The organism is Clostridium sp. UBA3061 (genome assembly GCF_002367465.1).
GTDB classification, from domain to species: domain Bacteria; phylum Bacillota; class Clostridia; order Clostridiales; family Clostridiaceae; genus Clostridium_J; species Clostridium_J sulfidigenes.
On record NZ_DFCF01000007.1, the window covers coordinates 122,795 to 136,676 of the forward strand.

Genomic DNA, 13,882 nt, shown 5'->3' on the forward strand with positions numbered 1-13,882 from the left:
TAATTCATTCTAACCCCTCTGCAGCTTTTAATGAAGTTATTGCAACTTCAAGCATAGATTCATCAGGTTCTTGTGTTGTTATCTTTTGCAAAAGTAACCCTGGCCATGCAATAATTTTTGATATTTTACTATCACTCTTTCCTAGCCATTTTATAACCTCATAAGTTACTCCAGATACCACTGGTAGTAATAATACTCTAGAAATCACTCTCTGACCTATAGATTGCCATCCCGTGAAGGAAAATATAATTATACTAATAACCATAACTAAGAATAAAAAATTAGTTCCACACCTTGGATGGAGTCTTCCAAACTTCTTAGCATTTTCTGGTGTTAAATTTATACCACTTTCATAGCAAAATATAGTTTTATGCTCAGCTCCATGATATTGATATACTCTTTTTATGTCTTCTAGTTTTCCAACAATAAATATATAGCTTATAAATATTATAACTCTTATTATTCCTTCTATAATATTTAAAACTACCACATTAGATGTTATTGTTTTTTTTACCAAACTAGTTAATGCCGTTGGTAAAATAAAAAAGAGTAGTATAGAAAAAGCTAGGGAAAGAACTAATGATATACCCATTAGTACACTATTTCCTTTCTCCTTAAAAACTTTATCAAACCATTTATCAAATTTGGATTCTGACTCTTCCTCATCATCCTCAAAGAAGGAAGCTGAATACTCTAAGCTTTTTATACCTATAATTAATGATTCTATAAGAGATATAAATCCTCTAATTATAGGAAATCCAAAAAATTTATTTTTCTTAGTCAAGCTTTCACTTGATTCTTTTTTAACTTCAATACTACCATTAGGAAGCCTTACAGCAGTTGCAAGCCCCTTAGATCCCCTCATCATTACACCCTCTATAACTGCCTGTCCCCCGACCGTTGTCTTCTTTTCCATTTTAACACCTGCCTTCTATTTCTTATTTCTTATTTCTAACTTCATAATATTATCTTAATATAAGCATCCTATTATTTTAGTTGTTATCTGCTATTTGCTGCTTCCTCTTCATACTTAATATAACATTCTGCACAAAGAGACTCGTACTCTACATTATCTTCATTATCAATGGCAACTTGATTACCTTCAAAAACAAATTTACCATTAATCTTTCTTCCATTTAATATAGCTTTCTTACCACATTTACAAATTGTTTTTAGCTCCTCTAAACTATGAGCTACTAGTAAAAGTCTTTCACTACCTTCAAAGCCCTCCATCTGAAAATCTGTTCTTAAACCATAGCATATTACTGGAATATTTAATTTAACAGCTATCATAAACATTTCATCAACTTGAGCTTTTGTAAAAAACTGAACTTCATCTGCTAGTATGCAGTGAATTTGTCCATTTTTCTTTATATAATCTTCTACAGTAGTAAAAATATTCTCTCCTTTAGAAAAACTTAAATCTACTTCTTTTGTAACTCCAAGCCTAGATACAATTTTATTTCCTCCCTTTGTATCAGTCTTGGGTTTAATTATTATTACTTTCATTCCTCTTTCTTCATAATTATAAGCTACTTGAAGAAGATTTGTAGACTTTCCACAATTCATTGCTCCATATCTAAAATATAGTTTACTCATAGTAATATTCCTCCAAAGTCCATCAATTAATCACATAATATTATTTTAGTAGAAAAAACTCCATTAATCAAATTAATATTATAAGTACATTTTCAAAAATAAATATTTTTATATACACTAATACTATATAATACAATTAATAATCATATTGACCTTATTTTATCTCTATGTTATAATCTAATAGTTGATAATACGGGTATGTATGTTATATCGAAAGAGGTGAAATGAAATGCAAGAAGGAATACATCCAAACTATAACGACGAAGCTGTTGTTAAGTGTGCTTGTGGTAATACTTTTGTAACAGGTTCTGTTAAATCAGAATTAAAAGTTGATATTTGTTCAAAATGTCATCCATTCTTTACTGGTAAGCAAAAGAATGTAGACGTTGGTGGAAGAGTTGACAAGTTTATGAAAAAATTCAACCTTAAAAGCGAATAATCATATATATTTTTATGTAGGAGAAGAATACTTCTCCTATTTTTTTATGTCCAAAAGCCATAGGTATAAACTCTACCTATGGCTTTTCATATAATCTATTTTAATATGTCTTGGTTTTTAGATACAATTTCAAAAAATTCTTCATTATTGTTAGTTTTTGATAAAATTCCTATAAGTTTTTCAGTAACAGCTTGAGGGTTCCCTGTCTTATACATAATCTTTCTTATGTTATAACTAACTTCAAGCTGTGATTTTGTAAGAAGCAAATCCTCTCTACGAGTTCCTGACTTATAAATATCTATAGCTGGGAAGATTCTACGTTCTTGTAGCTGTCTATCAAGGTGTACTTCCATGTTACCAGTACCCTTAAACTCTTCAAAAATCATATCATCCATCCTACTTCCAGTCTCAACCAAAGCTGTAGCAAGAATAGTTAAACTTCCGCCTTCCTCAACATTTCTAGCTGCACCAAAAAACTTTTTAGGCATAAGTAAAGCTCCTGTATCTAATCCACCTGATAGAGTTCTACCCGTTCTAGTTATTGTTAAGTTGTAAGCTCTAGCTAATCTTGTTAAACTATCTAAAAGAATTATTACATCTTGTCCTTGTTCTACCATCCTTTTTGCTCTTTCAAGTACCATATAAGCTACCTTCGCATGATGTTCTGGCTCTTCATCAAAGGTTGAGTAAATTACATCTCCCTTAATAGATCTTTGCATGTCTGTAACCTCTTCTGGTCTTTCGTCGATAAGAAGTACTATAACTTTAACTTCTGGATGATTAACTGCTATACTATGAGCAATTTTCTTTAAGATAGAAGTCTTTCCCGCTTTAGGTGGAGCAACTATTACACCTCTTTGACCTTTCCCTATAGGTGATAATATGTCCATTAATCTAGTTGATAAATCTTTAGAATCTTCAGTTTCTAATTTCAATCTCTCTGTAGGATATATAGGAGTTAGTCTCTCAAAAGATGTTCTCCCAACAGCTCTCTCTGGATTTTCACCATTTATTTTTGTTACTTGTAGAAGAGCTTGATACTTTTCTCCTTCTTTAGAGCTTCTTACTTTACCTTCTACTTCATCACCATTCTTAAGATTAAATCTTCTAACTTGGGATATTGAAACATATATATCGTTATTTCCACTTAAATAGTTATTCATTCTAAGTAATCCAAAATTAGCATTGTCACTTAATTCGAATATTCCTTTTGATGTTTCTGATTCACTTATTAAACTCTTTAATCTTTCACGCTTTTCTTCTATACTATCAACCTTTTCTTCCACTACAGTTTCCTTTGATTCTTCAATGTCCAAACCTTTACTAATAACTTCATCTTTACTATTATCTTCTTCTACATCTTTCTTAGTAAGTTTCTCCTTAAGAATTATACCTTCTTTTTTTATTTGAGCAGGTTGTATTTTTTCATCATCCTTATGGGAATCTTCTTCATTTTTAATCTCAACAGATTTTAAAGATACTCTTTCAATTTCTTCAATTAATTCATTCTTTTTAAACTTAGTAATATTTTTTATTCCTAATTCCTTTGCAATACTCTTTAATTCTATAACACTCATGCTATGTAAATTTTCACTATTCAAAGGATCACCTCCTAATTGTATATTTCATTTAAATGTAACTTTGGAAAATAATATTTATATGATTAATATAATTCGATATTATTTATAAATGATAGAAGTTTGAAGCTTTCTTTTAAAATGTATTAAAATTTTGTATTGTTTATTTTATTTGTTTAATCTATTCATATAATTATATATAACTAAACTTGCTGTAGTATAGATTTTACTATATAAGTATACACTATATTTTCAAAAAATCTATTACCAACTAAAATATTTATTGTTATATCAATAAATATTTTACTTTAAATTGAAAAATCTAAGAACTCTGTTTATTATTTTAACCAAATATTTCTATACATATACAGAACTAAGCTATTTAAATAATCTATAATAATTTAAAACTACTTATCCTTATCTATCAAATCCATTATATTATACTTAGTTATTTTATATTGAAGTGTTTGCCTTGGTATATTAAGAAATTTACTTGCTTTACTTACATTATTACTATGAATAATTAAAGCTTCCTTTATATATTTAATTTCCATATTCACAAGTTTATCTTTAAGGGACAAACTTTCAATAATATTTCCTAATTGCAAATCAGATATTTCAATAATTCCATGCCTTTTATAATTTAAAGCACCTTCGATTATATGTTCTAATTCTCTCACATTTCCATCATAGTCTTTTTTCATTAAAATTTCTAATGCATAACTATCTATTCCATTAACATTAGTACCTAATCTTTTATTATGCTTTTCTATAAACATTGATACAAGTATAGGTATGTCTTCTTTTCTAGAATTTAATTCAGGCATGTTAATTCTTATAACATTAAGTCTATAGTATAAATCTTTTCTTAATTTATTGCTCTTAACTAAAAAATCAGGATTCTCATTTACTGATGCTATTATTCTTATATCTGTTTTTCTAGTGTTAGTCTCACCGATTCTTCTAAATTCTCCTTCTTGAAGAACCCTTAAGAACTTTCCTTGAAACATTATATCCATAGAATTTAACTCATCTAAATACAAAGTACCACCATTGGCTATATCAAATAACCCTTCTGACTCTATAGCTCCAGTAAAACCACCTTTTCCTACTCCAAAAAAAATACTCTCTAATAAATTGTCTGGAATTGCAGCACAGTTCTGTGCTATAAAGGGCTTTTTTCTTCTTATTGAACTATTATGTATAGCTTGTACTATCAATTCTTTGCCTGTGCCAGTATCACCATAAACGAAAATTGGAGATTTTGAATTACATACCTTCATAGCTAATTCTTTAACATTTCTTATTTCTTTACTATTCCCAATTATATCTTCAAAGCTATACAAAATTCACAACTCCTTTAATAATAGAAGCTATGCATTATATAATTATGCATAGCTTCTAAGTAAAACATTTTTGTACTATTTAACATTTATGGTAGCTACAAGCTTAGTATTAATAATTTGGTCTTTGGCTATTATTACATCATAGTCAACTTTTACTTTTCCACCAGCTTCATTAATATCTATGTTTACATCATTAGTTTTAATTTTAATAGATAATCCACCATGAGGAGTATTATAAAGAATAGACGAACTACTCCCATTTTTAAACTCCATATTAGTATTTACATCCCCTTCTCTTATAAGATTAAAATAATTTTCACCTATTCTAAAAGTAGTTAACGTATCCCCTAACCCCGAAAGTTCTGTTTCTTCATACGTAGCAACATACTCATCATCTTCTTTGAAAAATGATCCTGGACTAACAATTTCAATGCATTCATCCTCATCATTATTCTGTATACTACTTACTCTAATTATAGCATCCTTATCCATAATATTTACCTCTATTCTTCCTAAGAATCTTATTTAAAATATATTTAAACTCTAAGGCTATTTTATTTACTCTTCTAAAAACTTTTCTATATAAGATAAGAATTTATTTCCTCATCAGTTGCACAAGTCTCTTCTACAATCCTGTGATCCTTACTTCCAAACTCTGAATATCTAACAGTGACCTTTGGTTCATCTTTACCTTTACTATATCTTATAGCAATCTTAGCTGCAATAGATATTACTTCTTCTGTAGCTTCACCTATAATTACTATCATAGAACCATTAAAGTCCTGAACTAATAGTATTGTATCACCTTCCTTAAGAAGACTTTTTATCATTTCTCCTTCTTCTTGAGTTCTTGTAGATATAACCTTAGCCTTAGGTGTAACTCTAAAATGACGACCTATTCTAAGTAATTCAAGCTCTCTTTCCTCTGGATTTTGGTTATGAGATAAAAGTTCTTTTAACCTAACAGAATAATTTGGCTCTGTTAATTTGCATCCTCCTGCTGGTGATGGATATTCCTTTATACCCCACTTATCAGCAAGCTCCATTTGAATCTTTCTTCCTCTACCTTGAATATTTAAAAGTCTTTCCCTATCTACAAGGCCATTCTCTTCCATCTCTGTAGGTTTAAGATTTTTAGCACAAAGAGGACGAAGAATTTTGCTTCCTATTCCACTTTCATTCTTAACTTTATCTAATGCACTTCTATTTTGAGACATAGGTCTTTGATTTAAAACCTCTCCAGTTATAATAAAATCTGCATCTAATTTTTCTAAGAGTTGTCCACAGTACTTCATCATCATAGCATGACAATCAATACAAGGATTCATATTTTTCCCATATCCGTTTTTAGGATTTTTAACCATCTTAAAATGTTCTTCCTTAAAATCTACTACTTCTAAAGGAATATCTATCTGTTTTACCATTCTTCTTGCATTTTCTTCGTTAAAAAAATAAGATTTAAAGCATATTCCAATAACCTCAATTCCTTGATCTTTAATTAACTTTGCTGCAAGAATACTATCTAAACCGCCTGAAACCATAGCTAATGCTCTTGTCATTTTTTTCTTCACCTAACTCTCTTAGTTTCTTTATCTTGTATCTTTTACTCTAATCTATAGTATATTAATCTCTTTATATCACATTAACTTATAGAAATATTAAAAATAACACATATAATAATATTACTATTTTCTTTTATTACTAGCAACTTGAAAGTAATGGTTAGTAAATTTTACTTACTAACCTCTTTCAACTGCCAATTCAATTAATCTATCTATAAGATTACTATAGGATAACCCTGTAGCTTCCCACATTTTAGGGTACATGCTTATACTTGTGAAGCCTGGTATAGTGTTTACTTCATTTAAATATATTTCTCCACTTTCCTTATCTACTAAAAAGTCCACTCTAGCCATGCCTGCACAATCTAATTTCTTATAAATTTTAAGGGATAAACTTCTTATAGTAGCCATCTCTTCATCATTTAAATTAGCTGGAATTAAAAGTTTAGATTCTGCATTAGAATACTTAGCTTCATAATCATAAAATTCCTTAGCTGGAATTATCTCTCCTGGAACTGAAGCTTTAGGGTCATCATTTCCAAGTACAGAAACTTCTATTTCCCTAGCATTTAATCCTTCCTCCACAAGAATCTTTCTATCATGTTTTAAAGCTTCTATTAATCCATTTTCAAGACTTTCTCTATCATGAGCTTTGGTTATTCCTACCGAAGAACCACTGTTAGCTGGTTTTACAAAACAAGGATATCCTAGCTTATGTTCAATTTTATTTATAAATTTCTCACTATCATTTCCATAATCAAAGGCATTTACCACTACATAGTCTGCTTGTTTTATACCTTCATGTTCTAAAAGATATTTCGTATAAACCTTATCCATACATACAGCTGAACTCATAACTGAAGGACCTACACATGGTAATTTCATAAGTTTACATAGCCCTTGAATAGTACCATCCTCACCATACATACCATGAAGTACAGGAAAAACTACGTCTACCTCTTTATTTAGTAATAATTTAATTCCATCTTCAACTTGATTTTTATAGTCTTCTTCCCATTTTCCATTTCCTATATTCTCTATATCACCTTTATAAAGAAACCATTTTCCCTCTTTGGTTATACCTACTGGAAATATACTATATTTTTCTTTATCTATATGATTTAGAACAGATGTTGCCGATACCCTAGACACCTCATGTTCTGTTGATTGTCCTCCAAATAGTATCGCTACCTTCTTCATATTTATCACTCCTAACAATAATTTTATCCTTGGTACAATCTATTCACTGTAAAATTAAATAGTGAACATAAATAAATTATACTCCTTATATTTTATATATGTTCACTACCATATTCAATATTATTTAAACAGATTTTTCAATATATCTTCTATTTTAAATTTTATTACTATATTATCATCTTCCGTATTATCCGCTAAAGCATCACTTACTTCTTTAATCTCTTCTATTTTTTCACTACTAACATTTTCTGAATTAGTGTTATCCACCATATTGAATTCTTCATCATCTAAAACTTTTTTCATTTCCTCTTCAGTCTCTTCATAGGCAACTTCACCTTTTGTTATATCTACAAAACATATAGGAGGAAACATAACACACCACCAATTTTGGCCTTCACCAGTTCCAATTATTATTCTATATGCTTCATATTCTCCTTGAGGCAAAGTAATATTACCATAGGTTTTAACAGGAAAGTTCTCTTTATCTAGGGTAGATTCTACAGAATAGTCATAACCATTTTCTTTTATAACTTCTCTAGCTATCTCAAGAACTTTTTCGTTTTCCCTATTTAAAATCTCTCTTGATTCTTCTATATTCTTACTGTCTTTTAAAAGTGGTTGTACATATTCTAAAACTTTATCTCTAACTTTAAGCTTTAGATTTTGATCTTTCTCACTATCACTATTAGCAATAACGTGAAACCTAATTAACTTTCCTGATATATCATCTATTGAAACATTATTAGACATCTTATTTTCAGAAATAAAATTAGCTGCTTCAACTCCCTGTACCTTAACTAAAAGTATAACTATAAAAAATATGGTAACAACTATAGATATAATTTTTTTCATTGTTTCTTCCTCCTAAAACTTAAAATCATATCTTAATTGTTACCACATGGACAAGTTATATTCACTTTTAATAATATTTTTATTAATATTTTAGAACATCATACTTTTAATATTTAATTTGATAACCCTATATTTCTTATATCATTGTTTACTTCAATAGATATTTCTGCATTTTCAAGAGCCTGTGGCCAGTTATCTTTTACTTCATTCCAAATTCCTTTATGAAACCTTCTTATATCACTTCCAATATCTAATACATCTACCTTTAAATTATTTCTAGTAAAATCTATAAGCTCTTGGAAATCCTTTTTCATAGACTCATTAAATTGTTGTTCAATCTCCTTTATAACCTCACTATCTAAAGATTCAGCTTTAGAATAATACCCCTTTAAAGTACCTTCTGTATCAATGGTGTACTTAAGCTTTAATTTATTATCTTTATAATCTATATGTAAATCTCTATCTACATTTTTTATATAGTAGTCTATATTATGCCCTTCTTTATTTATAGCCTTTCTACAAGAACCAATATCTCCTCTAAGTATTTGAATATCTGTCATCTGATTATTATCTAAATAATCCTTTATGGTAAAATCTTTTATAACAGCCATACCTGTAAGCTGTATATCTTTTTCATTTTCAAGGGAAAAGACTGGTAACGCACTGGAATTGTAAGATTTAACCATGTCTATATATTTTGTTAAATTTACAGGTGCTACTGTCCCATTTTTACTACTGTTACCCATAAGACTAGTAATATAATTATCAATATTTTCTTCAGTTACAGGCTTAACTTCTACATAATCCTTGGCCTTTCCTTTAACTATAGTCATCATAATTGTTCTATTTAAACTTGGTTCTCTTTCAATATAATCCATTACTTCTTGTAAAACTTCAGGATACTTAAATAAGTCTTCACTTAAAAGTAATAGTTTACTATGTCCAAAGTGAAGAGTTCTACTACTCTTTGCAAGAGCTTTAAAGTATGTATCCGTCATTGAATACCCTTCTACCGTTATAGAAAGTTCTGAAGCAGTACCCTTTTTAGAATCCATATTTCTAATGTCTGGAAATCCATAAGTAACTCTTAATGTATTATTTTTTTCAATACTCTCTTCTGATGTATTCTCCTTAGAATTTATTATTTCACTCCTAGCTTTAATATCTTCACCTACATCTATTGCTATGGTAGATACAAAGGCTTTTCTATCAATCTCTACACTATCCCAACATCCAGTAAGAAGTAAAGATATCATCATTATAGGAATAAGTTTTATTATCTTATTCTTCACTTTGCATCCTCCTTTTCTTTATATAGCTTAATAATAGAGTTATTCCTATCACAACTATAATTGTTGTAATAAAACCAATTCTTAAATAGCCAAACTTAAAATTTCTTACTTCTATAATACTTTTAGGTATCATAGCTGCTAAATATACTATAGGAACATATATCATAGATGACGTTCTAATATCATCTAAATTAAGACTCTCTTTTAATATGGAAGAAGCAAAGTAATATATATTAGCAAAGGATGTAAAATAGAATATTACCCACAAGGACATAACTAAACCATCCCATTTTTCCAAAAATCCACTTCTTGAACTTATAGATTGTAGCATTGTTATGGTTGGGAATATACTTTCAGCAGTTTGTACTGATGATAAAGTAGCAGACACTAAGATAAATATTATCACATAGAACAGACCTACAAAAAGACTACTTCTTCTCAAAATAGGACCAATCTTTCCTTTTTCTCTTACATAGGGTATCAAAATAAAAGCAATAGAAAAGCCATTAAATAGAAATAGCATTTCAAAACTAGATATAAAGTAGTTTTGAATAGGCGAAGCACCTATTGGTAAAAGATTTTTAAAATTTGCTTCAGGTAAAGTTAACAATAAAATTATTGCTAAAGGTAAAAACATAACCCAGAAGGCTATTTCATTAAAATGTACCACATTAACAAGGCCTCCACGACTTAAATACATTCCTATAAATATAAATGTTATTATTATTACTTCAGTAGGTGTGTTAACTAAAAGATACATGGTTATAACCTCAGAAAATACCCTAAGAGAAAATGCTAAAACAATTATTATCACCAATGAATATATTAAAGATATTATTGTTCCTAAAACCCCTCCATAGGTATCTTTTAATATAGGTGTAATATCCTTATATTTATTTATTTTAACTATTTCATATATACAAAAAAGAATTAAACAAATTGCAATTCCTGCTATTATTGCAGATATCCAACTATCCGCTCCTACATATTTAGCTACAATAGCGGGAGCATAAAAAACACCTACCCCTATCATGGATACTGATAGGCTAGCAAAGAGTGCAAATTCTTCAATAAATCCTTTATTTTTCATATTTCAACCTCCCAGCTATGGTAACACCTTATTTAGTACCACCTTGTCTTTTAGTTTTCTGTCTCACTTCATCTCGTGGCTTTAAGAAATGTGGCCTATCCTTAAAGACTTTAAGCGGCATTCTTACATATAGATCCTTTAAATCACTCCAAATTAAATCTACTGCTGGAGCAAGGTAAGGTATTCCAAAACTTTTTATTCTCGTTAAATGAATTATTAAGAATATAATACCTAGCATTATTCCATACAAACCAAAAACTGCTGCTAGAATAATAATCATTATTCTAAAATAAGTAAAGGCCGAAGTTACTGTATAGTTAGGTATTAAAAATGTTGTTATTGCTGTAAGTCCTAAAACTATAACCATTATAGGACTAACGAGTCCTGCCTCTACAGCTGATTGACCTATTATAAGTCCTCCAACTATACCAATAGTAGAACCAACTGGTTTCGGTAATTTTATAATAGCTTCAACTAAAAAGGCTAAACTAGCTTCCATGAGTAATACCTCTACATAGGCAGCAAAGGGTACTCCCTCTCTAGATGAAGCTATAGTATATGCTAGTTTTGTAGGAATTAAGTCTGTGTGAAATGTGGTTACAGCTACATACAAAGCGGGTAAAACTAAAGATACCAGTATTCCTACAATTCTGATGAACCTTACCATACTTCCACTTATCCAACTTGTATAGTAATCATCTGGTGATTGAAAGAAATCCACTAACACCGCTGGAACAATTAATGCAAAAGGTGAGCCATCTACAATTATTCCTATTCTTCCTTCATATAAAGCAGCAGCTACCACATCTGGTCTTTCAGTACTTTGCACTTGAGGAAATGGAGTTCTATCATTATCTTCAATAAATTGCTCAACATAACCACTATCTAAAATTGCATCAATATCAATTCTATCTAATCTTCTCTTCAATTCTTCTAATACATCAGTATTTACTATGTCATCTATGTATACTATAGCCATATCGGTTTTAGATCTAACACCACATTGTCTTCCCTCAATTTTAAGGCCTACATCCCTAATTCTTCTTCTAAGAAGTGCTGTATTAAACCTAATAGTTTCTGTAAAACCTTCTCTAGATCCACGTATTACAGTTTCTCCTGAGGGTTCACCAACTCCACGATTAGGCCAAGCTCTATTAGCTACCACTAATGCTCCTTGTAGGTTATCTATTAAAACTAAACTTTCACCTGATAATATTGCAGTAATTCCATCACTTAACTTATTAACTTCTCTCATATCAGATATAGCTATAATTCGATCTTTTATCTCCTTAGAATCAGTTACATTTCCACTCATCTTCATCATAGGTTCAAGTAAAAAATCATTTAATAATTCCTTATCTGCCATACCATCTATATATATGACTCCACAAAGAATGTCTCCAAACTTAAATTCCCTAAATACCATGTCGGATGTATCTTTAAATAATTTCTTAAGATAATCCATATTCTCTCTTGTGCTATTAGAAATATGTTCACGAATTTGATCCTTCATATAGATATCTCCTTCCCTTCAGTGCCACAAAATTAAAAATCTAATTTCTTCTGTATCTATTATTTTAGATAACGATTCCTCTCAGAATAAACATTCCAACCACAACTAACATCATAGCTATCCCAATTACTAAACTTTGTTTTTTAGCTTTTTGCTTATCCTCTCTTGAAAAATACCTTACATCGCTACCTACCATCATATACCCAGATACTAATATTAGTATTACTAGGTATATATCAAATCTTTCAATTAAAAGTCTCATCATAAATTATCATCCTTCAAATTTATATTTTAATTTATCAGCTATCTGGAACCTTAACAATTTCCTGCAAACCTAGTTTTACCTTAATATAAAGTTTATATTCATAAACAGAATTCTTTGCATAAACCTTTAACCTTCTTAAAATCTAATTTAACGAAAAAAATAAGAGTGCAATTCTCCTTGAATCACGCTCTTATCTCTAATTATATTATGGCTATTATTTTCTAAAGAAATTCTAGATGGTTCTTGTAACAAAAACCTCTTTATACTGTTCCAGTAACCTATCCGCACACTGATTTGCTTTATTAATGTCATTAAAAAAGCCAAAAACAGTAGGTCCACTTCCACTCATCATTGCTCCTAGTGCGCCTTCTTTGCACATAAAGTCCTTTATATCCTCAATTTCCTTATGATCCTTTATTGTTACAAGCTCTAGTAAATTCATCATATTATCAGCTACATATTTAACATCATCCCTAGCCATAGCTTTTATAACACCTTCCACATTAGGATGAACCTTTACCTCATTAAGCTTAAAACCCTTATAAGTATCCACTGTAGATACCCCAAAGTTGGGCTTAACAACTACCATTAGTTTATCTTTAAAATCCTTAAGGGGAGTTATAACTTCTCCAATCCCTTCACAAAGAGCCGTTCCCCCTTCTATACAATATGGTACATCTGCTCCTAGTTTAACTCCAAGTAATCTAAGCTCTTCATTACTAACATTAGGTTTATATATATCCCTCATAGCTCTTAAAGCTGCTGCTGCATCAGTACTTCCTCCTGCCATGCCAGCTTCTACAGGAATATTCTTTTCAATATGAACTTCCATCTCTCTTTTTATGCCATAGGTATCACAAAATAACTCTATTGCTTTATACACAAGGTTTTTATTATCTGTAGGGACAAACTCCTTATTACTTGTAATATGTATTCCTTCTGCTCCTTTATTAAAAGTTAATTCATCATATATATTAACAGTTTGCATAATCATCCTTAAAAGATGATATCCATCTTCTCTTTTCCCAATAATATCAAGGACTATATTTACTTTACCATAAGCTTTTACCTTCATCTATTCATACACCTCACTACAAATGAGAATAATCCTTTTTACTCTTTACGTCAAGAACTCTGTTTATAAGTG

General features: G+C 29.7%; 14 protein-coding genes. 1 reads left to right on the plus strand and 13 read right to left on the minus strand.

What is annotated here, in order from left to right:
* Positions 1 to 4 precede the first annotated feature (4 nt).
* Together B2P65_RS06040 and B2P65_RS06045 are read right to left on the minus strand one after the other, a co-directional pair.
* Positions 5 to 916, minus strand: a complete 912-nt coding sequence (locus tag B2P65_RS06040; protein ID WP_346877567.1) for a DUF1385 domain-containing protein — start codon at positions 914 to 916, stop codon at positions 5 to 7.
* 83 nt (positions 917 to 999) lie between these two features.
* Positions 1,000 to 1,599 (minus strand): thymidine kinase, encoded by a 600-nt coding sequence (locus B2P65_RS06045; RefSeq protein WP_035135373.1) that lies wholly within the window; start codon positions 1,597 to 1,599, stop codon positions 1,000 to 1,002.
* A 229-nt stretch (positions 1,600 to 1,828) separates the two neighbouring features.
* On the opposite strand from B2P65_RS06045, the gene rpmE reads away from it, so the two are divergent.
* Positions 1,829 to 2,038: a 50S ribosomal protein L31 gene (gene rpmE, locus B2P65_RS06050; protein ID WP_035135372.1), complete on the plus strand. Its 210-nt coding sequence runs from the start codon at positions 1,829 to 1,831 to the stop codon at positions 2,036 to 2,038.
* Between the two features lie 95 nt (positions 2,039 to 2,133).
* On the opposite strand, the gene rho is transcribed toward rpmE, so the two are convergent.
* From rho to ispE, 11 genes are all read right to left on the minus strand, one after another.
* Positions 2,134 to 3,639, minus strand: coding sequence for a transcription termination factor Rho (gene rho / locus B2P65_RS06055; RefSeq protein WP_346846993.1), 1,506 nt, complete (start codon positions 3,637 to 3,639; stop codon positions 2,134 to 2,136).
* 383 nt (positions 3,640 to 4,022) lie between these two features.
* Positions 4,023 to 4,961, minus strand: a complete 939-nt coding sequence (locus B2P65_RS06060) for a sigma-54 interaction domain-containing protein (protein ID WP_346846992.1) — start codon at positions 4,959 to 4,961, stop codon at positions 4,023 to 4,025.
* Positions 4,962 to 5,036: 75 nt separating this feature from the next.
* Positions 5,037 to 5,453, minus strand: a complete 417-nt coding sequence (locus tag B2P65_RS06065) for a DUF1934 domain-containing protein (RefSeq protein ID WP_346846991.1) — start codon at positions 5,451 to 5,453, stop codon at positions 5,037 to 5,039.
* Positions 5,454 to 5,539: 86 nt separating this feature from the next.
* The gene (locus B2P65_RS06070; RefSeq protein WP_346846990.1) at positions 5,540 to 6,520 is read right to left on the minus strand and encodes a tRNA 4-thiouridine(8) synthase ThiI; all 981 of its coding nucleotides are present in this window, start codon (positions 6,518 to 6,520) and stop codon (positions 5,540 to 5,542) included.
* Positions 6,521 to 6,700: 180 nt separating this feature from the next.
* Entirely contained in the window at positions 6,701 to 7,723 is a 1,023-nt protein-coding gene (locus B2P65_RS06075) for a D-alanine--D-alanine ligase family protein (protein WP_346846989.1), read from the minus strand.
* A gap of 120 nt (positions 7,724 to 7,843) precedes the next feature.
* A complete protein-coding gene (gene spoIIR / locus B2P65_RS06080) occupies positions 7,844 to 8,575 on the minus strand; it encodes a stage II sporulation protein R (RefSeq protein ID WP_346846988.1) in 732 nt (243 codons plus the stop codon).
* Between the two features lie 113 nt (positions 8,576 to 8,688).
* A complete protein-coding gene (locus B2P65_RS06085) occupies positions 8,689 to 9,867 on the minus strand; it encodes a Ger(x)C family spore germination protein (RefSeq protein ID WP_346846987.1) in 1,179 nt (392 codons plus the stop codon).
* Positions 9,857 to 10,957: a GerAB/ArcD/ProY family transporter gene (locus B2P65_RS06090; protein ID WP_346877566.1), complete on the minus strand. Its 1,101-nt coding sequence runs from the start codon at positions 10,955 to 10,957 to the stop codon at positions 9,857 to 9,859. Before B2P65_RS06090 ends, B2P65_RS06085 begins: the two co-directional genes overlap by 11 nt.
* Before the next feature lie 28 nt (positions 10,958 to 10,985).
* The gene (locus B2P65_RS06095; RefSeq protein WP_346879771.1) at positions 10,986 to 12,470 is read right to left on the minus strand and encodes a spore germination protein; all 1,485 of its coding nucleotides are present in this window, start codon (positions 12,468 to 12,470) and stop codon (positions 10,986 to 10,988) included.
* A 64-nt stretch (positions 12,471 to 12,534) separates the two neighbouring features.
* On the minus strand, positions 12,535 to 12,735 hold the full coding sequence (locus B2P65_RS06100) for a CLC_0170 family protein (RefSeq protein WP_346846984.1): 201 nt from the start codon (positions 12,733 to 12,735) through the stop codon (positions 12,535 to 12,537).
* 232 nt (positions 12,736 to 12,967) lie between these two features.
* Positions 12,968 to 13,810 carry a 4-(cytidine 5'-diphospho)-2-C-methyl-D-erythritol kinase gene (gene ispE / locus B2P65_RS06105; RefSeq protein ID WP_346846983.1) on the minus strand — a complete coding sequence of 281 codons (843 nt, stop codon included), beginning with the start codon at positions 13,808 to 13,810 and terminating at the stop codon, positions 12,968 to 12,970.
* Positions 13,811 to 13,882: the final 72 nt, after the last annotated feature.

Excerpts from the sequence above, each read along its gene's own strand:
- B2P65_RS06040 (WP_346877567.1), bottom strand. The coding sequence starts at position 916 with ATGGAAAAGAAGACAACGGTCGGGGGACAGGCAGTTATAGAGGGTGTA.
- B2P65_RS06045 (WP_035135373.1), bottom strand. The coding sequence starts at position 1,599 with ATGAGTAAACTATATTTTAGATATGGAGCAATGAATTGTGGAAAGTCT.
- rpmE (WP_035135372.1), top strand. The coding sequence starts at position 1,829 with ATGCAAGAAGGAATACATCCAAACTATAACGACGAAGCTGTTGTTAAG.
- B2P65_RS06065 (WP_346846991.1), bottom strand. The coding sequence starts at position 5,453 with ATGGATAAGGATGCTATAATTAGAGTAAGTAGTATACAGAATAATGAT.
- B2P65_RS06070 (WP_346846990.1), bottom strand. The coding sequence starts at position 6,520 with ATGACAAGAGCATTAGCTATGGTTTCAGGCGGTTTAGATAGTATTCTT.
- B2P65_RS06075 (WP_346846989.1), bottom strand. The coding sequence starts at position 7,723 with ATGAAGAAGGTAGCGATACTATTTGGAGGACAATCAACAGAACATGAG.
- spoIIR (WP_346846988.1), bottom strand. The coding sequence starts at position 8,575 with ATGAAAAAAATTATATCTATAGTTGTTACCATATTTTTTATAGTTATA.
- B2P65_RS06090 (WP_346877566.1), bottom strand. The coding sequence starts at position 10,957 with ATGAAAAATAAAGGATTTATTGAAGAATTTGCACTCTTTGCTAGCCTA.
- B2P65_RS06095 (WP_346879771.1), bottom strand. The coding sequence starts at position 12,470 with ATGAAGGATCAAATTCGTGAACATATTTCTAATAGCACAAGAGAGAAT.
- B2P65_RS06100 (WP_346846984.1), bottom strand. The coding sequence starts at position 12,735 with ATGATGAGACTTTTAATTGAAAGATTTGATATATACCTAGTAATACTA.
- ispE (WP_346846983.1), bottom strand. The coding sequence starts at position 13,810 with ATGAAGGTAAAAGCTTATGGTAAAGTAAATATAGTCCTTGATATTATT.